Annotated in this window: 24 protein-coding genes; 8 read left to right on the top strand and 16 right to left on the bottom strand. The window is 46.6% G+C overall.

What is annotated here, in order from left to right; genetic code table 11:
- The first annotated feature begins 117 nt into the window (after nucleotides 1-117).
- From BGO59_RS15655 to BGO59_RS15635, 5 genes are read left to right on the top strand one after another with little or no spacing between them, the layout of a single operon-like run.
- A complete protein-coding gene (locus tag BGO59_RS15655) occupies nucleotides 118-714 on the top strand; it encodes a hypothetical protein (protein WP_293684563.1) in 597 nt (198 codons plus the stop codon).
- 26 nt (nucleotides 715-740) lie between these two features.
- Complete coding sequence (locus tag BGO59_RS15650) at nucleotides 741-1,229, top strand: hypothetical protein (RefSeq protein WP_293684562.1); 489 nt, start codon at nucleotides 741-743, stop codon at nucleotides 1,227-1,229.
- On the top strand, nucleotides 1,226-2,074 hold the full coding sequence (locus BGO59_RS15645; RefSeq protein ID WP_293684561.1) for a hypothetical protein: 849 nt from the start codon (nucleotides 1,226-1,228) through the stop codon (nucleotides 2,072-2,074). The genes BGO59_RS15650 and BGO59_RS15645 overlap by 4 nt, the downstream gene beginning before the upstream one ends.
- A gap of 4 nt (nucleotides 2,075-2,078) precedes the next feature.
- A complete protein-coding gene (locus BGO59_RS15640; protein ID WP_293684560.1) occupies nucleotides 2,079-2,825 on the top strand; it encodes a hypothetical protein in 747 nt (248 codons plus the stop codon).
- On the top strand, nucleotides 2,825-3,403 hold the full coding sequence (locus BGO59_RS15635; protein WP_293684559.1) for a glycosyl hydrolase 108 family protein: 579 nt from the start codon (nucleotides 2,825-2,827) through the stop codon (nucleotides 3,401-3,403). The genes BGO59_RS15640 and BGO59_RS15635 overlap by 1 nt, the downstream gene beginning before the upstream one ends.
- 63 nt (nucleotides 3,404-3,466) lie before the next feature.
- Here the strand turns inward: BGO59_RS15635 and BGO59_RS15630 are convergent, their stop codons facing one another.
- The 16 genes from BGO59_RS15630 to BGO59_RS15555 all read right to left on the bottom strand — a co-directional run bounded on the left by BGO59_RS15630 (nucleotide 3,467) and on the right by BGO59_RS15555 (nucleotide 11,770).
- A complete protein-coding gene (locus BGO59_RS15630; RefSeq protein ID WP_293684558.1) occupies nucleotides 3,467-3,925 on the bottom strand; it encodes a hypothetical protein in 459 nt (152 codons plus the stop codon).
- A gap of 1 nt (nucleotide 3,926) precedes the next feature.
- The gene (locus tag BGO59_RS15625; protein ID WP_293684557.1) at nucleotides 3,927-4,343 is read right to left on the bottom strand and encodes a hypothetical protein; all 417 of its coding nucleotides are present in this window, start codon (nucleotides 4,341-4,343) and stop codon (nucleotides 3,927-3,929) included.
- A complete protein-coding gene (locus BGO59_RS15620) occupies nucleotides 4,340-4,648 on the bottom strand; it encodes a hypothetical protein (protein ID WP_293684556.1) in 309 nt (102 codons plus the stop codon). The genes BGO59_RS15625 and BGO59_RS15620 overlap by 4 nt, the downstream gene beginning before the upstream one ends.
- 158 nt (nucleotides 4,649-4,806) lie before the next feature.
- The gene (locus BGO59_RS15615) at nucleotides 4,807-5,454 is read right to left on the bottom strand and encodes a hypothetical protein (RefSeq protein ID WP_293684555.1); all 648 of its coding nucleotides are present in this window, start codon (nucleotides 5,452-5,454) and stop codon (nucleotides 4,807-4,809) included.
- Nucleotides 5,455-5,487: 33 nt separating this feature from the next.
- On the bottom strand, nucleotides 5,488-6,066 hold the full coding sequence (locus tag BGO59_RS15610; protein WP_293684554.1) for a hypothetical protein: 579 nt from the start codon (nucleotides 6,064-6,066) through the stop codon (nucleotides 5,488-5,490).
- Entirely contained in the window at nucleotides 6,033-6,530 is a 498-nt protein-coding gene (locus BGO59_RS15605) for a Rieske 2Fe-2S domain-containing protein (protein ID WP_293684553.1), read from the bottom strand. Before BGO59_RS15605 ends, BGO59_RS15610 begins: the two co-directional genes overlap by 34 nt.
- A gap of 4 nt (nucleotides 6,531-6,534) precedes the next feature.
- Nucleotides 6,535-6,786: a hypothetical protein gene (locus tag BGO59_RS15600; RefSeq protein ID WP_293684552.1), complete on the bottom strand. Its 252-nt coding sequence runs from the start codon at nucleotides 6,784-6,786 to the stop codon at nucleotides 6,535-6,537.
- Between the two features lie 65 nt (nucleotides 6,787-6,851).
- Nucleotides 6,852-7,703, bottom strand: coding sequence for a hypothetical protein (locus BGO59_RS15595; RefSeq protein WP_293684551.1), 852 nt, complete (start codon nucleotides 7,701-7,703; stop codon nucleotides 6,852-6,854).
- 44 nt (nucleotides 7,704-7,747) lie between these two features.
- Complete coding sequence (locus BGO59_RS15590; RefSeq protein ID WP_293684550.1) at nucleotides 7,748-8,227, bottom strand: hypothetical protein; 480 nt, start codon at nucleotides 8,225-8,227, stop codon at nucleotides 7,748-7,750.
- A gap of 8 nt (nucleotides 8,228-8,235) precedes the next feature.
- Nucleotides 8,236-8,871 carry a hypothetical protein gene (locus BGO59_RS15585; RefSeq protein WP_293684549.1) on the bottom strand — a complete coding sequence of 212 codons (636 nt, stop codon included), beginning with the start codon at nucleotides 8,869-8,871 and terminating at the stop codon, nucleotides 8,236-8,238.
- Nucleotides 8,849-9,877 carry a helix-turn-helix domain-containing protein gene (locus BGO59_RS15580; RefSeq protein WP_293684548.1) on the bottom strand — a complete coding sequence of 343 codons (1,029 nt, stop codon included), beginning with the start codon at nucleotides 9,875-9,877 and terminating at the stop codon, nucleotides 8,849-8,851. The genes BGO59_RS15585 and BGO59_RS15580 overlap by 23 nt, the downstream gene beginning before the upstream one ends.
- Before the next feature lie 144 nt (nucleotides 9,878-10,021).
- Nucleotides 10,022-10,411: a hypothetical protein gene (locus BGO59_RS15575; RefSeq protein WP_293684547.1), complete on the bottom strand. Its 390-nt coding sequence runs from the start codon at nucleotides 10,409-10,411 to the stop codon at nucleotides 10,022-10,024.
- A 1-nt stretch (nucleotide 10,412) separates the two neighbouring features.
- A complete protein-coding gene (locus BGO59_RS15570; RefSeq protein ID WP_293684546.1) occupies nucleotides 10,413-10,583 on the bottom strand; it encodes a hypothetical protein in 171 nt (56 codons plus the stop codon).
- Between the two features lie 111 nt (nucleotides 10,584-10,694).
- A complete protein-coding gene (locus BGO59_RS15565) occupies nucleotides 10,695-11,033 on the bottom strand; it encodes a hypothetical protein (RefSeq protein WP_293684545.1) in 339 nt (112 codons plus the stop codon).
- Nucleotides 11,034-11,182: 149 nt separating this feature from the next.
- Nucleotides 11,183-11,494, bottom strand: coding sequence for a hypothetical protein (locus BGO59_RS15560; RefSeq protein ID WP_293684544.1), 312 nt, complete (start codon nucleotides 11,492-11,494; stop codon nucleotides 11,183-11,185).
- Between the two features lie 3 nt (nucleotides 11,495-11,497).
- Nucleotides 11,498-11,770, bottom strand: coding sequence for a hypothetical protein (locus BGO59_RS15555; protein ID WP_293684543.1), 273 nt, complete (start codon nucleotides 11,768-11,770; stop codon nucleotides 11,498-11,500).
- A gap of 193 nt (nucleotides 11,771-11,963) precedes the next feature.
- Between BGO59_RS15555 and BGO59_RS15550 the strand changes: the two genes are divergently transcribed.
- The 3 genes from BGO59_RS15550 (at nucleotide 11,964) to leuS (ending at nucleotide 17,297) form a co-directional block, all read left to right on the top strand.
- The gene (locus BGO59_RS15550) at nucleotides 11,964-12,944 is read left to right on the top strand and encodes a S24 family peptidase (protein WP_293684542.1); all 981 of its coding nucleotides are present in this window, start codon (nucleotides 11,964-11,966) and stop codon (nucleotides 12,942-12,944) included.
- Between the two features lie 2 nt (nucleotides 12,945-12,946).
- Entirely contained in the window at nucleotides 12,947-14,317 is a 1,371-nt protein-coding gene (locus BGO59_RS15545) for a site-specific integrase (RefSeq protein ID WP_293684541.1), read from the top strand.
- A gap of 136 nt (nucleotides 14,318-14,453) precedes the next feature.
- Nucleotides 14,454-17,297, top strand: coding sequence for a leucine--tRNA ligase (gene leuS / locus BGO59_RS15540; RefSeq protein ID WP_293684540.1), 2,844 nt, complete (start codon nucleotides 14,454-14,456; stop codon nucleotides 17,295-17,297).
- Nucleotides 17,298-17,384: the final 87 nt, after the last annotated feature.

The raw sequence follows: 17,384 nt of genomic DNA, 5'->3' as shown, positions 1-17,384 counted from the left end.
GCATTTAAGCTATCAACCTGTGCATTGCCTGCGAAATGGACAAGTCATTCGCAGGCAATGAAAACCAGTAACCCAGTACCCAGTCAACCTAAAAGTCAAATCATAAAAACATAAACCATGAAATCAATCCTTTTTTCTTTACTACTCCTAGTAGCCGTTACATCCTTCGCCCAAACCCCGCCCAAAAGCCGCGTATATCCGGCTGGTAAGTACTTTATTATTGCTGACACGCTCGGTAAAAAACCAACGCTCCATACCGACGTTTTGCCCGTTGCGGACGGCGGAAAAGTGCGGCTTTATATGGATGGTAGTAAAACGGGGGTAGTCTACCCCCTTACCCATTTTCTGAATGAATCGGGTTTACCCTATAACCTCAATTCAGCCGATTCCGCCGTCAGTGGGTTTATTACGGCCATCAAAACAACGCCCGCCAACGGTTCCGTCTTTGGCTCGGTTCCTTCGTCTGTTACCAATATTACCTCTACATCGGCGGTAGTCGATCTTACGGGCGTCGTAGAGGTGTATATAGAAAACGTCGGTTCGACTACGGCAACCGTTACCGAAGGCGGATTAGCCTACACGTTACAGGCGGGCGGCTCGAAACTGTTTGAGGCCAAACGCGACCCGACTAGCGGAAAGCTCATTCCGATTTTACCCCTTGCGATCAACCCAAACAGTTCGACAGTTCGGCTACGACGGACGTTTAAACAGTAATCCGGCTCCTTTTCTCCACTCAACCCATGACAACGCAAATGCCCCGAATTTTTGCTTTCAGCGTGTTTTTAGCCCTTAGTCTAATCGACTGGCTTATTAATTACTTCCAACCGCAACAAAATGCGGGCAACTGGCTTTCGGCCGCGTTTGGGGCGTTTGTGATTCGGTTTGCACTACCAAAAATCCCGTTTGGCGCGTCGGTTATGGGTTGGTTAGTGGCTTTTATTATCGCGTGCCTGTTCGCCCCGGATGTGATTCAGGCGGGCGGGGTTTTAGGTATCAAACGGCCCGAAGGCAACTACGCGGCCGTTGCGCTGATTGGCGACATAGCGATACAGTTATTAGCCTGGATTATTCGGATTGCTCAGGGAGTCGGCAAGTACGCCGAAGCCAACCCCGGCGAAGCCTTTGACGAAGGATTAGAACGAATTGAAAAAGTAACAAACGTTTGGGTTCGCATTAAAGCCCCGTTTCTGGATTTACTCAACTCAATTTTTCCAACTAAAAAACCATGAACACAGTCTTAACCTACGTACCCTTAGACGGGCCATTTAATCAGGTTGACCACCCGGTAATCTGTATCGGTCAGGCAATCATATCGTTTTATATGTTCCGGCTGTTTTTCGCGCTCCGAACGGCCCCGGCTCCGTTGCCCCAACTGATTGGGGCGGTTGCGTTCGGGACGTTGGCGAACCTTGCCGCCCGCGTCGGTCACGCGGGTTGGTTTTGGTGGACAGATATTGTACAGTTTGTCACGTGGGCGGGGGCGGCTGTTGCCGCCGTCCGGTTGGTCAATCATCAACGCGAAGAAGAAGCCAGCCAGCCCGATACGGCCCCGGTTCGCGTCGATTACTTCGCCCGATGGGAAAATAAACTAACGTGGGGTTTCGGGTTGATCGTTGCGGCCGTTCTGGTTTACTCCTACGTCGATGTATATACCCAGCGACAAAAAGACAACGCCGAAGCGGTAGCGGCCGCAAAACAGGCCGAAGCTAAGGCAACAAACACGTTTACGCAGAAGCTACGCCAAACCGACGCAAAGCAGGATACCCTATTAGCCGCCGTTACGTCGATTTCAGCCCTACAGGGAACAATCATAGCGAATCAGGCCCGGAATACTACGTTACTGCAACAAAGCAACCAAGATGTTAAAAAGGTCGTCAAATCGACCACGAAAGAAGTTAAGAAGACTCTCCAAAGTTCGGTTATTCAGGCCCGGCCAATCGAACCCAGGAAACCCGACGAACCGAAGCCCGACCCGAATCTATGGAAACGGTTTAAAGGCTGGTTTAATGCGTCCCGTATGCCGTCCGATACGCTGATTTTTGCCGCGTCTGACACGTTAACGATAGACTACTAATCAAATGACTCTCTTACTATTTTTAAAAGCGTATTGGCGGTTTTTGGCGGGCATTCTGGTAACAGTCGGCTTTTGCTGGATTTGTACAACGTGCCAGAATCGCGGGGCCGATATTGTGTTTTTGAAAGGGGCAATCAATCGGCTCGATTCGCTGGTTTCCCGCAAAAACGACACGATAGCTATAGAGCGCAACCGGGTTTACTGGCTCCAAAAAGATACCGCCCGATTGGGGCGGCAACTGGCAGATAAGCGCGTCGAAACCCTACAGCTACAGGCTCAGTTAACAGCCGGGGAAAAAGCCGCGCTGTTAGTCGATCAGGCGATAACACAGGGCAAAGCGAAGGTTAACAACCTCGTTAATTCAATGGACGCCCTACAGAAGAAACTAGCCGCCGACGCTGGATTAGCCGCCGAAGGGTTGGGCTTCACTTCGCCCGTCGATCAGGAGCAAATAAACGACCGTATAGCCAAATTAACCGGCTACGGTCAGGTTTACGCCGACTCTACCCAGGCACTAAAAGAACTAACCGGACAGCAACGGGAACGAATCGACCAGCAAACCGAAACGATAGCCCAGCAGGAAGGCCGTATAGCGGAATTGTCGGCCGATCTATTCGGGGCGCGGTATCAGGTTCAGGAAGATTTTATAAGCTCTCAGAAAGAAAAACACCCGTTCGGCTTCGGTCAAAAGAAAAGTAAAGAGCGATTACGCCAAACGGTTTTATCACGCTTACCTAAAACAGCGAACTAATGGCAGATTTCAATAAAGCGTTCGCGCTCACGCTCAATTTTGAAGGCGGTTTGGCTAATGACCCGGACGATAAAGGGGGTCTGACTTATGCCGGGGTAACTACCCGCGATTGGCCCAACTGGAAAGGTTGGCCGATTATTCACACGGCTATTGCTCAGTATAAAAATACGGATGTTGTAAACCGGGCATTAAAAGCGAACGGTACACTACAAACGTTAGTGAAGGAGTTTTATAAAACCTACTATTGGGACGTTCATAAACTCGACTTATGTACCAATCAGTTGATTGCTTCGGAATTGTTTGATACATCGGTAAATCAGGGAACCCGAACGGCCGCGCTGTATCTACAGCAATCGTTAAACGTGTTGAACAATCAGGGTAAAGCGTACCCCGATATTGCCGAAGACGGCATAATCGGGCCGCAAACTATCGCACTTGTAAACACACACCCGCGCCCTAAAGATTTGCTGTTAATGCTGAATATCCTACAGGGGTACAAATACTTCATAAACGCCCGAAATAACCCGACGCAAGAGAAATTTATGCGTTCATGGTTGAGCCGGGTAGAACTCGCATAGTATCAGGTTGATTGAGTATAATAAAGCCCGACTGTTTTACGGTCGGGCTTTATCGTTTTAGGGTTAAAATTCAATCGGACAAATGCCGTATAACTGGCAGTCTCGTTGATAGCCAACGGTAACAAATGATACATAGCCATGCGTTAAAACCCAGCGTAACCCTTCGGGGCTTAATTGCCAAGCGGACGTAATCGAAACGGCGGGTTTGCCGTTAAACGTCGTTAGTTCTTTGTAGGCGGGCAAATCAATTCCTAATTCTGGATTAGCTTTTACATCTAAACTTTTGCCTTCAAAATCGACAGGTTCACCGAAACCGACGTAGATATACGGTTGCTGATTGTAAAAGCGAACAAATACGGTTGCTGTATCTTTAATTACTTCCAGTTCTTCGGGGCTAAATTCCCAAACTGAAACGCATTCAAAACCCTGCTTATCATTTGCCCGATACCAAACCGGATAGGTTTCACCGTTAAAGGTCGTAAACGTGTCGTTTTGCTCAATAAATCCTATTGGAGTTGCCATATTAATATTTGAAATCCGTCCAATGAATTAACCGTAACGCAACTCCTTTTTTACCTGTAGCCTGTGCAGATTGACAGATAGGCATAAACCAGCTAGAAAATTCATCGAACGTCTTAAAGCCGTCGTTTCGATAAAACCGTACCACATCGGCCCCGGTCAGTAGCCGCCCGTCAACGTAGATAAAAACATTAACGTTATCGGTTCGTAAAAATACCTTTTGGATTCCGGTGCAAATCCCTTCCAAAAATTGTTCGTATTTCGGGGTTCTTACGCCCGTAGCAAACTGAATTTTTGCGCCGGGTTTCCAACGCCCGGTTACGTCTTCGCGTAACGTATGTATTTTTTGCCCGGTCAGAATTTTACGAACAAACCCGGTTGGTTTTCCGTCGTCGGTTTTTATCTTAAATTGTAAAATCATTTCTTTTTATTGGTTAACGATTTTGTTATAAGACTTGAAAAACGTTTGTCTTTTGGGACGTTGATTTTAAACCCAAAAACAGATTTTCCGTTATCGGGTTTCATGACTTCGGTTTCGTCGGGGTCGCCAATTTTTCGGAGTACCAGCCCGCCCGCTTTTACGTGTTCTTTCATGCCTTCGCTTTCGTACCGTTCAGGGTATTTCGGCTTATACCATTCGTGCGTTGGTGGCTCCAACGGTTGCCGTTTTACATATGTGCTTTGTGCCTGAAAACGGCAACCGGGACGCCGACAATTTAGAAGCATTGGCGTAGTGCCTTCGTCTATAATTCTAGTAACAAATACATGGTTACTAGAGCAAGTATAAACAGCGAGTCGGGGTGTAAATTTCAATTCTTCGCACCCCTTAAATTCGATTGGCGGCAAATCGTTTGAGCAAGTGTTAAAACTCATAGAGTTAAATTTTAAAGGGTTGTTTCTTCTAATTTTCTAATCGGCTCGAATACGCTAACGACACTTACCAAAACTATTTTTTGCCCCGGCCCGCAATTCATGTTATTAATCATAGTCATTGCCGAATCAAAATCTTTCGGCTTTTTATCTAAATTAATGTATAGCATATCGCTAAGATTATCCGCACCAGTTAGCCCGATTAAATACGTTTCGGTTTTGTCGGTTTTTTCGTCGGTCTGGATTATTGCGTTAGTGGGTTCCGGCTCGTTTGCGCTATTGGCTTCGGCAATTTTTACCAGTTCTTCGGGTTGCGGCTTAACAGGCTCGTTAGGGTCGTCTTTTTTATTAGCCTTTGCCAGTTCTTCCGAAATATTTTGCGCGGTAACGGTTTCTAGTTTTGGCAAGGCTTTGTAGTAATACGATTTACCTTGTTTACGCCGACGCGTTACGGCATTTAGTTTGAATAGGGCCGTTAAAAACGACGTACTAACGCCAAACTGTTGGTTTAGTGCTGTCGATTGTAATTCTACTTCGGCGTTAAATTTCAATACACTACGAATAAAATCTAACGTTTTGTTGTAGCGATCAGTTGCGGCTGTTGGCATAGCGCGTTTACGAGAAACAGGCCGGGTATTGTCCGAAGGAAATAGGGGGTTCATTGCGGGAATCATAAAAATTAGAGTTTAAAAGTTTTAGTTTAATTCTTTAAAAATTCGTTTATGGTCGATTCCTTCCATCATTCGCATTAGCTTCAAACGTTTTTGGCGTTCTTCGGGCGTTTCTTCGGAATCTTGTTCCGTTTGGTTTGGGTCTGGCAACGCGTATAAATGATTTTTCTGAATGTAGGCCGCGTAGAAAACTGCTAATTGTTGTTGATAATCGGCCCAATAGACGGCTATCTTTTGCTCGATTTCGATTTTTTCGGCTATCGTAACGTCAAATTCTAACCATTGATAGCGCGTTTTTTCGTTTATGTAGGATTCAAAATCTTTTGTACGTTCGCCCCCGATTACACTTGCGACAACTTGCCGGTAAAATGAATTTTGATTATTAATATCCGTCTTTAACCATTCGATTGTTAGCTTTACGGTTTGCGTATCTTTTTCAAATTCTTCAAGTGTCAAACCGTAATTACTTAAATGCTTAATTAAAAGTTGTTCGGCGTTTTCTCGTTCGCCCCCAACCCCGCGCCGGGCTAACTCTAGTAGCTTTTCGGCTAGGCTTTTCGCTTTATCTGTCATTGTTGTAATTTCCAAGCCGTAGCGTTCCATTTAAGACCATGTAGCGGGCAAGTGATACAACCCTCAGCATCGGGCTTGATCGTCGTCATATCAAAACCTTTGTGCGGACAACGGCCATTTTTTGCCGTCGTGTGTGCGTATTTTTCTTGCAACTTCGTAAACCAGGGGGCTATCTGACTTGGATAATCCCTAAAGTCCCGTTTGCACTTCATACGGCGGGTTTCAATCCGTAAGATATGTTCCGGCATTATTATTATTCCATGTTCCAAACCGATAACTTCGGAATAATCCGTATCGGTAGCGATTGCAAAATTTCGATTCCGAACAAATCGCCAATCAATATGATAATGTTCGCTCGTTACGTTGATAATTTCTATGTCGTTGTGTTGCTCTCCCATTAAAGGAATTACAGAGTTTGGATAGAAACCCCGGTAGTATGTTTCGCCTAAAATGGCAACCGGAACGTTATAGAATTTTCCGACTTCGTAAATCATTTTACTACAGCCATTCGGCTGGATTTTGACGGATTTTCAGGATTAGAAAAAGATGTTTTTCGGCGTCGTCTTCGATGTTGTTATAGTGCTTTACCCAACCATCGGCGCAAGATGAAACGTAGGGTTTTCGTTCGATGGTTATACGGCCTTTTGTCGTAATCGTTAGCCGATGGATTACGCCGGTATCGGGGTGTTTTCCGATTATTTCGCCGGGTTCAAGTAATTTTTTATCGGCTTTTAAATCGTAAATTGCCATAACCGAAAGGGTTAGAATAACCGGGCGCAAATCGGCCCGGCTATTACTCGTAATTCAACAAAAATTTAAGATTGTTCGCCGTTATTTTCGGCGGTTGGTGGCTGGTTTCGTAATCGGCGCAATACGTATTTTTCTTTCTTTTTGCGCTTCGGTTTTTCCGGTTCCGGGGCGGGGTTTTCCTCGCTCGTTTCTTCGCCTTCGCCCGTCTGGTTTTCCGCTTCGGTTGCTTCTACGTCTTCGAGTCTAATTAGGTAGTCGTCAAAGGCTTTTTTAACCTCGTCAAACGTGCCGCGTAATTCAGGAAACAGCCAAATAAAATGCTCGATTACTTCGCTCTTAGCGGACGGACAAACGATTTTCCAGTTAGCCGAATTTTCGCGGCCGTTACGACGTTCGGTTAGCGGGGAAACGATAGTCATTTGTTCGACTTCGTTATACTCCAACCGGCTAAATCCTTCGTTTGTCGTCGGCTCTTTGGGGGCTTCGTCGGCCGGGGCGTCTTCGCTGGTTTCGTCGACTACAGGTTCGACGGCCGGGGTTGGTTTGGCTTTACTTTCAAACGCTTTTACGTCGTCGGTAAATTCGGAAATATGCCGCTGTAAATCCTTCGGCTCGAACGGCTCAGTTTTGAGTAAATCGCCCGTAACGGGGTCGTAATACTCTTTTTCGTTGGTAAGGTAATTCTTATGTAGTCGGGCTTCTACTTCGCGCATTTCAAAGCCATTATTTACCCGATCTACGTTTTTATTAAAGTTCTTTTTTATATCGGCTATTTGGTGGTTAAAGTCGGCTACAACCGTCTTTTTTTCTTCCTCTTTGGTTTTAATGTCATTCATTAGCCGGGCAACATCGCGGCCTAATTGGGTTATTTCGTCTTCGCTGTAGTTATAGCGGATTTCGGTTTTTGTGATTTCCATTATTGAAACAGGTTTATAGATTGAGAATTTGACTACTGAGCGATTTATTTAAAGTCCCACATGGTACGGCAAGCGTCCCGTATTTCTTCGTTGTAGCCTTTTTCTAGGCCCGTAGCGCGTTTAAATGTGTGGGTGTCCCATTTAGCCGACTTGGGCGGTCTTGTTTGAACCTTGAAGCCGTTAGCGGTCAGGATGTGAACGATTGATTTGCCAACCCCGAAATTTTCACCGACGCGGGTAGCGGCTTTAGCTATGTATTTTAGCTTTTTGTCTTCGTCCCAATCCTTCCAGGTTTCGGGAAATTTTTCGATGTGAAAAAAGCCGTTATTGTCCCAGCCGGACTCTACGAAAATTTCGATTTCTTCGGCTTTGTATTCGCTTATTATAATCTCCTGTAGTTCGTACTGAGTGACGGTTTTACAGAACCAAGCGTTTTCTTTTCGGTCGTAGATAACCAAACCGGATTTATCTAAATCGGGGTCGATACCGGCCACAAACTGAACTTTAGGCCGATGGATTGGCATTTGGTACATTATTCGGCGTTTTGGGGTTGGCTGTAATCCTGGACTATACCGGCGCGTTTTTCGGCTAGGTAGCGGGCGCGGGCTTCGGCTTGCTTTTGGCGGTCGTCAGAAACCCGCTTTGGTTCGGGCTTCGGCATCGGGTTTTTGGTTGTGGATGCCTTTTTGTAGAAGTCGTCTAACCCTTCGGCGGTTAGTTTCTCTTTCTTCTCAATTTCGACCGGCTCAGTAGAGGACGCAACAACCAACGGGGTTCGTTCTTCTACGTCGTAGCGTCTTATCCACTCCATCACTACCCCGCCGTCGATACGGTTGTAATCTTTGCCATAATAGCCGTCTACGGCCCGTTGAATGACTAATAGAATTTCGTCTATTTTCAAATAGTAGTAGTGTTTCGCAATCCGGGCGGCACAATCTGAAATCTGAATAGGGGTTAACGTATTGGTTGCATTTAGCAGGATTTTGGCCCGATCAAGTAGCAGAGAAATCGTTTTATAAAAACTTGATTCGTTATGCCGTCGAATAACTGACAATTGAACACCCGGCGCGTTTATAGCTTTTTCGGGCGTCAGATTAGCCGTGTATTTACTCAGGTAAATAGAGGTTTTATAGTCACCCGCGAAACTAACCGCCAAAGACGCTATCAAATTCGTTGAACATTGCAGAGAGTTCGCTAACTCTTTCCGTTGTTGATCTGTGAGCCGGGGCCACTTGTCGGCCGTTAGAACTATAGCTGTTTCGGTTGTTGCTAGTTCCGTTGTTACGGGCGTTTCGGAGTTGGGTAACGATTGCATTGTAATTCTTGTTGAGGTTGGGCAAATCGGTGAATTGATAGTAGTCCTTTAATTCGGCCGTCCGGTCGATCAGGACGTTAAAGGCGTTTTCTATTTCGTCGTCGGTACAGTCGGGCGCGGTTGGGTCGTTTTCCCGTTTCTTGGCATTGATGCCGACCCGAAGTTTTGCGGCTATTCGTTCGGCGGCTTTTGCTTCTTTACCATCCCAAGTATATGCACTATCGCGGGCCTGAATGACGCGCCGGATTCGCGTAACTATAGGCGTGTCGGCGGGGGGGATTGGCGCAACTTGGGGGGCTTTTTTTTGACCGTTTTTTAAAGAAGAATTTTTTTGAGAAACCGGCGCGTTAGCGTCGGAAGTGTTTTTTGTATTATTCCCTTTATTACTCTCTGTATTATTCTCTTTATTATTATGTCGGTCTTTTTGCCTATACCCCTCGGTCTTTTTGCCTATACCTGTAGGCGTTTTCGCCGTTACCCCTCGGTCTTTTTGCCTATGGTTACTATAGGCGTTTTTGCCTATACCCTCGGTCTTTTTGCCTATACCCTCGGCTTTTTTGCCTACGGCTATCGGGGTAGCTTCGGTTAAATAAATCCGGCGAATGGTTGGGGCCATTTCGTCTTTTTGGGTGCGTATGTAGTCGCACTTTTCTAAGGCACTAACCCACGCGCTAATGGTGTCTTTATGCACACTGTAGAGGGCGGCAAAATGTTGATTACTTGCCCAACAATAGCCCCGTTTATTGCATAAGGCTGTTATTTCACCATAGAGTAATTTTGCGTTTGGCGGGATTCGCTTATCATACCGGACAGTTGCCGGAATGACGGCGTAATAGGCGGGTTCTAATTCCTGTTCCATACTTACAGGGTTTAAAGGATTGACCAAAAGAGCCGTACAAAAACGGCTATGATTGCGACGACGCAGAGTAGGCCGGTACACAGTACGCCGGTAGTATCGCGGTTGCTTTCGCTGTTGGGGTTATACATGGGAAAGGGTAGAGGTTTAATTCAGTGAATAATTGATAGGGGTAGTAATTGTGGACAGAAACGAATAGTATTCATTACAGGCCCGGCATATTGACGGGTCAGCGCGAATGGTTTTAAGTAGGGCTACTTCCAGCCAGAACCGTATAAACATTTCGTCTATAGCCGTATCGGTTTGGCGTTGATAATCGCGGTAATAGAGCCGTTTTGCTCGATTGCGGGCGGCTTTAATTAAGTCGAATCCGGTTAGGTTTTTGGCCGATACGGTTAAATCAAATTCGGCCAACCATAGCGTTAAATCTTCGGCGTATTGCCCCGGATTTTCCGCCCAGGCATCGGGCAGAAACGGCCCGAACAGTTCGATTAATTCGTGGGCCTGTATAAAGGCTGTTGGGTGAAAGTCTTCCATCTTACCCGACGATTACAAGGCCCAGCCATAGCAGAATAAACGCCGAAGCGATTACCAGAAGCCCGCCGAAATCATCGGCATACAGCAACCAGCGTTTACGAAACCAGCGACGAAGGCCGCGAAACCACGAGGGCGGAGTAACCAAGATAGCTACGTAAATACTTACGTTCATTAGTACGCAACCTAGAATTATGGCGTACATAAGACCATCAACGAAGGCGTTTAAAAGTACCATAGTAAGAGAGGGGGAAAGGCCCGACCAATCGGCCGGGCCGGTTAAGAATTAGTAAGAAGTTTTGCCGATTAGCAGGACGTTGATTTGTCCGATTAGGAGAGTTGCAACGGTAGAGACGGTAAACGATTTTTCAATCATTACCTCAATTGGAAACCATTCAAACACTGGGTTACAGCCGTCGTTATCAAATTCGTGACGGGCAATAACTTCGGCCCGGTATTCTAAGGCCCGATAACCCCGGCTCGTATTGTCGTCTATAAATTCGATAGCCCGGCAACCGTAAGGCCGATCTTTTTCGAGTAAGGTATCTAACGGGCTAAAGTCTTGATCGTCGTCAAGATGGGCAATCGTCAGAATTTGGGGGGCGGTAAGTGTCAGCGTTTCCATGTTTTTCTATCGTTGTTGAATTACAATGCTAAGTACGTATTAGTACGGTAAATTTGCAAGTAAATAGGCAAAAAAATAATCAATTATATTTTTTGTTTGCCGTACTATTGTGATTTGATGAACGTACATTCTGTAATTCTATTGCTTGGTTAGCCAGGGTAACAGGCTGAAATGATGCGTTTATCAACCTCTGAGCCGTCAATTTTTTGGGCCGCTAAGTAATTACGAATAGAAAAAAGGTCGTAATATGGCTTTGCTCCTTCGTACCTGTGAGCAATTTTATTTGATGTTGTCAACTGCCATAGTTTATCCTTTTTGCATCCTAAAGCCGTCATAGCCTGACTTCGGGTTATCCACCGTTTGCCCGTCAATAGCTCTTTTAAAAAGTCGTTTTCCTTTTCGACTCGTTCAATCCTCGTAACTAAATCGTTGAACTGTTCGATTGATGGTACTTGAAGCATAATCTATTGTTTTACAAGTAGTTTACGGGCGGTTTCGACGGCTTCATCTTGTTCGCTTTGTTGGTCGTCCTGTGCTTTTTGTAACATCCTTAGTAGTTCCTTTTCGCGCCGGGGGTTGATGGGTTTGCGCTGTGACCATTTAAAAATGGTTGTTCGGCTAACATTGCCGAAGGTCGTCAAACGGTCGATTGTAACCCGTTGAATCTGTTGCTTAATGCCGCTAAAAACGGCCTCGTCTGTCTGAATAGCAGATAATTCGTTTTTTAATCTTGCCATTTTCTTAACATTTATTTAGCATATTTACCGTACACGCGGCAAAGCAACCGTTTGTACTTCGCTCGGCAAATATGCAAAAAGGTACGGTTTATTTGAAAGAAAATTAAATAAATAATTTACTCAACCTGACTAGCATATGACAGCCATAGCGCACCATTCAGAAACAACCCCTTATAGACTTGTTTCATTTACTATGCTTACTTCTACGGAACAAACCAAGATAATAAGCCGCGTTCGACGGTTGATTGCGGAAAAGGCAGACGGCAAACAGACGAACCTTGCCCATGATGCAGACATACAGCCGTCTATGATGTCCCGACTATTAGCCGGGCATGAAGCGTTTAACCGGCGGTATTTGCTCAAAATAGAGAAAGCAACCGGGGCGCGGCTGGTTTGGTTAGAACAGGGTGTGGAGCCGATATATTACCCCGAAGGCAAAGTACCCGAACGCGAAGAAGCGGAGTTTCACGAAGGCAGTTTATTGCGGGCTTACTTGGATAGTAAGAACATCGAATATTCAGAATTTGCCCGTATGCTCAACAAAAGTAAAAACACCGTACAAGGTTATTTTAAAACCGAAGCCTTTAGTAAGTCGAATAAATCGTCTATTCTAAAGGCACTCAGCGCAACCGAAGCCGACGTATTCGGCGGGGTTCCTGCTTACCCGGCCCCGGCCCGGATTCGTCAGTATGTCAACGAAGAACCGGCCGCTACCTATGAGCGACTACGGCCGATTCGGGTAGATGATACCGATATGTTTAACGTGTTGCGTATTCCGATCAGAGCGCGGGCCGGGTTGGGTTATCACGCTTATTTTAACGAAAACCAAGACGAATTACAATATAACCGGGTTCCGGGCGGCAAGATATACCCAGGTGTACCGCCCGAACGTCACGTAATTGTAGAGGTAAACGGCGATTCGATGGAACCTGTAATGGAGCATGGTTACGAAATGTTGGCCTATGAGTTGCCACACGGCCACTTTCCCAACTATGTAAAATACATTATGGTCGATTTTCGAGACGAACTAACTATTAAGTCTTTGGCCGCTATTGATTACATCGAAGGCACGTTAACGCTACGAAGTCTAAACGGCGGGGCCGAAATGCGTATTTCGATGGATGAGATTAGAAAGGCATGGCACGTTTACGACTATTATAAAGCAAAATTGTAAGTATGAGCCGCGTAACGCTAAAGGTTTGCTTAAAACCCGACCCCAACGCCAATAAAGAACACGTTGTTAGGATTCGCATAACCAAAGACCGAACGCCCCGCTATTGGGCCTTAAATATATCCGTACCCAAATCGACCTTTAACGAGAAAGGCACGTTTAGTCTTCGTAACTGGATAAATTCAAAGCACCCCGATTACAAGACCTACAATGAACGCATACGGGAGCAATACCGGAAAGCGGAAAAGGCTGTAGAACAGTTTGAAAAGGACGAAGATGCGGCTTTTACCGTCGATCAGGTTATTAGCTTTCTAAAATTAGGCGGCAAACCCGATCTATTGATAGATTATTTTCAGGCCCATTTAGACCAACGCCGGAAACTAGCCGGTAGTGATTTACAGAAAATACGTACTTGGAGAGAATACGGGTTTTCATTTGACCGACTAAAGGACTTTTTGACCGATACAAAGCGGCTTAAACTACCTGTAAGGCTCTTAACGAAAGAAATTGTATTGGAGTATCGTACATGGTTGTCCGAACGGTACGCCCATAATACCATAACGCTTAAACTAGCCTGTCTTCGGAAAGTGGCTATTGAAGCCATGAAGGATAAGTACTTTCCCTTTGATAAGTACCCTTTTGACGGCGTTTCGACCGTCTTTAAACGTAAAACGGTTGTCCGGTTGAAAGAATCCGAAATTGATTTAATGACCGAAGGGGCGCGAACGGGTAGGCAGGGTAAATACGGACACGTAACCGACCGCGAACACGCCCGGCCTTGTGCGTTGCTTATGTACTATATGCAGGGTATTCGTATAGGCGATTTTGTACTGCTTCGTCGGTCAAACTACAGCGTAGAAGACGGCCAGCACCGAATAAAATACACGATGGGTAAATCTGATAAAGTCCGTAATGTGTTGCTACCGCCCGAAGCCGTTGAACTTATACAGCCGTATTTAAATAATGCAGACGGTACGCCCAAAAAACCGAAAGATTTCCTATTCCCTTATACAATTTCTACGCTCGATAAGCTAACGCCCGATGAACAGATAGTTTATATCAGGCGGGCAACAACCCGGCTAGGTCTGCAAATGAAACGACTAGCCAGCCAGGTAGGTATAGATAAAACAGTAACCCCGCACATTATGCGGCATAGCTTCGCGGATTTGCTTCGGCGTAATGGGGTCGATTTGCTGACTATACAAATGACGCTTGGACACTCTGACCCGCGAACGACACGCGGTTATTTAGAGGCCTACGATTTGGGGGCCGTTGATAGCGTTGTCGATTTATACAAGCGGAAAACAATAGGAAAACAATCTACAGAAACTACTAGAAAGAACCCCGAAGCCAGCGAAGGCGAAGGAATAGAATAAGCTATAAACCGAATAATTTAATCTAAGGGCTTCTGTTATCTACAATACGGCTATTTTTGCAAGAAATCAAGTTATGCGGCTGAAAAGCCGACGAATCCATTGCTATCGTTAGCGGCCTTCCTGCCGCGTTACCATTATGGCCGACTACAATCACCGCGAAACCGAACAAAAATGGCAACGGTTTTGGGACGAACACCAGACCTACCAGCCCGAAGCCAACACCGACAAGCCAAAATACTATGTGCTCGACATGTTTCCGTACCCATCAGGAGCCGGATTACACGTTGGTCACCCGCTTGGCTACATTGCGTCGGACATTGTGGCCCGGTATAAGCGACTGAAAGGGTTTAATGTCCTGCATCCGATGGGTTTCGACTCGTTTGGGCTTCCGGCCGAACAGTATGCCATTCAGACCGGACAGCATCCGGCCATCACCACCGAGCAAAACCGCGTTCGGTATATCGAGCAATTAAAAAATATTGGCTTTAGCTTCGACTGGAGCCGTGAAGTGCGCACGTCCGATCCAGCTTATTACAAATGGACGCAGTGGATTTTTATGGAGTTGTTCCGGTCGTGGTACAACCGCGATACGGATCGCGCTGAACCCATTGAAACCCTGCTGGAAAAATTTGCCACCAACGGAACTACGGACGTCAATGCCGTTTGTGATGACGACCGCGACGGCGGACCGGCACCAACGTTTACAGCCGCCGAATGGAATGCGATGTCGGCAGAGGAGTCCTATAAAATTACGCTGAAATACCGCCTGACCTACCTGGCTGATGCCGTTGTGAACTGGTGCCCGGCATTAGGAACCGTGCTGGCCAACGACGAGGTGAAAGATGGGGTTTCGGAACGGGGCGGCTATCCGGTCGAGCAGAAACTGATGCGTCAGTGGATGATGCGGATTACGGCCTATGCTGATCGCTTGCTGACCGGCCTGGACACCATAGACTGGACCGAATCGTTGAAAGAACAGCAACGCAACTGGATCGGTAAAAGCGTAGGCGCAAGCGTGAAGTTTCCAGTAGCGAATACTCCTAACGACTATATCGAAGTCTTCACCACCCGCGTGGACACCATTTATGGGGTAACCTTTATGGTGTTGGCTCCCGAACATGAACTGGTACATCAGTTGACAACACCCGAACAGCATGAAGCTGTGGAAGCTTATGTCAATGCCGCCAAAATGCGTTCTGAGCGGGATCGTATGGCCGAGACGAAGGTTATTTCGGGCGTATTTACGGGTAGCTATTGCATCAATCCGTTCAATAGCGAGAAGGTGCCTATCTATCTGGCCGATTACGTACTGGCCGGATATGGTACGGGAGCTGTGATGGCAGTACCGTCGGGCGATCAGCGTGACTGGAACTTTGCCACCCATTTTGGATTACCCATCATTCCCATTCTGGATGCACAGAAAGACATTGATAAACAGGCCGACAATACGAAGGAAGGCCATTATATCAATTCAGGCATCATCAATGGCATGACGTACAAGGAGGCAACGGCCACTTTGATTGCATGGCTGGAAGAGCGGGGATTGGGTCGTGGAAAGGTCAATTATCGGATGCGGGATGCCGTATTCAGCCGTCAGCGCTATTGGGGCGAACCTGTGCCCGTGTATTTCAAAAATGGTGTCGACGGTCAACCGTTGCCCTATGTGATTGACGAGAGTGATTTGCCGCTGGAATTGCCTGCTATCGACAAATACCTGCCGACCGAAACGGGCGAGCCACCCCTGGGCCGTGCTGAAGGGTGGAAATATAAAGGGGAATATGAGTACGAATTGAGCACCATGCCGGGCTGGGCTGGCTCGTCGTGGTACTGGTATCGCTACATGGACCCGAATAACGATACAACCTTTGCCAGCAAAGAAGCGATCAATTACTGGCAGAATGTGGACCTCTACATCGGCGGTACTGAACATGCAACAGGACACCTGCTATACAGCCGTTTCTGGAACAAGTTCCTGAAAGACCGGGGTTATGTGCCGCAGGAGGAACCGTTCAAAAAGCTGATTAACCAAGGCATGATTCAGGGCCGGTCAAATTTTGTGTACCGAATAAAAGGTACCGGGCAGGAGGGTGTTGCCCCCGTTTTTGTCTCGCTAAATCAAATCAACGGACAGGAAGTAACGCCCTTGCATGCTGATGTAAATATTGTTGAAAACGATGTCCTGGATCTGGATGCCTTCAAAGCGGCTCGCCCTGATTTAACGGAGAACGCTGAGTTTATCACTGAACCCGATGGTCGTTACATCGTTGGCGCTGAAGTTGAAAAAATGTCGAAATCGAAATTCAACGTTGTCAACCCCGACATGATTGTTGAAAAATACGGTGCAGATGTTCTTCGGCTGTATGAAATGTTCCTGGGGCCACTGGAGCAGGCAAAACCCTGGAATACGAATGGCATTGATGGTGTATATCGGTTCATTCGGAAGTTCTGGCGGTTGTTTTATAAGGATAACACCGATGGTAGTAGCACCTGGCTGGTGACCGATGAACAGCCTACACCTGCCGAACTGAAGATTTTGCACAAGACGATTCAGAAGGCCGAAGGGGACATTGAACTGTATTCGTTCAATACATCGGTCAGTGCATTTATGGTCTGCGTGAATGAGTTAACAGCGTTAAATTGTCGCAAACGGGCCATTCTGCAGGATTTGGTGCTGATTCTGTCGCCTTATGCGCCACACATTACGGAAGAGTTGTGGGCTGCGCTGGGCAACGAACCCGGCACCATTTCCAAAGCGAAATTCCCGACATTTAACTCGGCTTATCTGGTAGAAGATGCCTTCGAATATCCGATTCAGATCAATGGGAAAGTGCGTACCACCATCAGCTTCTCGCTGGATCGCGCACCAACCGAGATCGAGAAGGAAGTACTGGCTGACGAAATCGTTCAGAAGTGGCTGGATGGAAAGTCCCCGAAGAAAGTGGTCGTCGTTCCCAAGCGTATCGTGAACGTGGTGATATAATATAAAAAGGGCGGTTCAGTGGACCGCCCTTTTTTGTTATGAATCGTTAGGCTAATGGCGTTTGGCTTTAAGCAACTATACACGAAC

This window comes from Spirosoma sp. 48-14 (assembly GCF_001898575.1).
In the GTDB taxonomy this organism is placed as follows: Bacteria; Bacteroidota; Bacteroidia; order Cytophagales; family Spirosomataceae; genus Spirosoma.
This window is presented reverse-complemented; position numbering and strand designations above follow the sequence as displayed.

Coding starts and splice junctions, on each gene's coding strand:
- BGO59_RS15610 (WP_293684554.1), bottom strand. CDS start 6,066: ATGGAACGCTACGGCTTGGAAATTACAACAATGACAGATAAAGCGAAA.
- BGO59_RS15620 (WP_293684556.1), bottom strand. CDS start 4,648: ATGCTTCTAAATTGTCGGCGTCCCGGTTGCCGTTTTCAGGCACAAAGC.
- BGO59_RS15545 (WP_293684541.1), top strand. CDS start 12,947: ATGAGCCGCGTAACGCTAAAGGTTTGCTTAAAACCCGACCCCAACGCC.
- BGO59_RS15640 (WP_293684560.1), top strand. CDS start 2,079: ATGACTCTCTTACTATTTTTAAAAGCGTATTGGCGGTTTTTGGCGGGC.
- BGO59_RS15645 (WP_293684561.1), top strand. CDS start 1,226: ATGAACACAGTCTTAACCTACGTACCCTTAGACGGGCCATTTAATCAG.
- BGO59_RS15600 (WP_293684552.1), bottom strand. CDS start 6,786: ATGGCAATTTACGATTTAAAAGCCGATAAAAAATTACTTGAACCCGGC.
- BGO59_RS15655 (WP_293684563.1), top strand. CDS start 118: ATGAAATCAATCCTTTTTTCTTTACTACTCCTAGTAGCCGTTACATCC.
- BGO59_RS15635 (WP_293684559.1), top strand. CDS start 2,825: ATGGCAGATTTCAATAAAGCGTTCGCGCTCACGCTCAATTTTGAAGGC.
- BGO59_RS15580 (WP_293684548.1), bottom strand. CDS start 9,877: ATGGAACAGGAATTAGAACCCGCCTATTACGCCGTCATTCCGGCAACT.
- leuS (WP_293684540.1), top strand. CDS start 14,454: ATGGCCGACTACAATCACCGCGAAACCGAACAAAAATGGCAACGGTTT.
- BGO59_RS15630 (WP_293684558.1), bottom strand. CDS start 3,925: ATGGCAACTCCAATAGGATTTATTGAGCAAAACGACACGTTTACGACC.
- BGO59_RS15555 (WP_293684543.1), bottom strand. CDS start 11,770: ATGGCAAGATTAAAAAACGAATTATCTGCTATTCAGACAGACGAGGCC.
- BGO59_RS15575 (WP_293684547.1), bottom strand. CDS start 10,411: ATGGAAGACTTTCACCCAACAGCCTTTATACAGGCCCACGAATTAATC.
- BGO59_RS15550 (WP_293684542.1), top strand. CDS start 11,964: ATGCTTACTTCTACGGAACAAACCAAGATAATAAGCCGCGTTCGACGG.
- BGO59_RS15605 (WP_293684553.1), bottom strand. CDS start 6,530: ATGATTTACGAAGTCGGAAAATTCTATAACGTTCCGGTTGCCATTTTA.
- BGO59_RS15565 (WP_293684545.1), bottom strand. CDS start 11,033: ATGGAAACGCTGACACTTACCGCCCCCCAAATTCTGACGATTGCCCAT.
- BGO59_RS15650 (WP_293684562.1), top strand. CDS start 741: ATGACAACGCAAATGCCCCGAATTTTTGCTTTCAGCGTGTTTTTAGCC.
- BGO59_RS15615 (WP_293684555.1), bottom strand. CDS start 5,454: ATGAACCCCCTATTTCCTTCGGACAATACCCGGCCTGTTTCTCGTAAA.
- BGO59_RS15570 (WP_293684546.1), bottom strand. CDS start 10,583: ATGAACGTAAGTATTTACGTAGCTATCTTGGTTACTCCGCCCTCGTGG.
- BGO59_RS15595 (WP_293684551.1), bottom strand. CDS start 7,703: ATGGAAATCACAAAAACCGAAATCCGCTATAACTACAGCGAAGACGAA.
- BGO59_RS15625 (WP_293684557.1), bottom strand. CDS start 4,343: ATGATTTTACAATTTAAGATAAAAACCGACGACGGAAAACCAACCGGG.
- BGO59_RS15590 (WP_293684550.1), bottom strand. CDS start 8,227: ATGCCAATCCATCGGCCTAAAGTTCAGTTTGTGGCCGGTATCGACCCC.
- BGO59_RS15560 (WP_293684544.1), bottom strand. CDS start 11,494: ATGCTTCAAGTACCATCAATCGAACAGTTCAACGATTTAGTTACGAGG.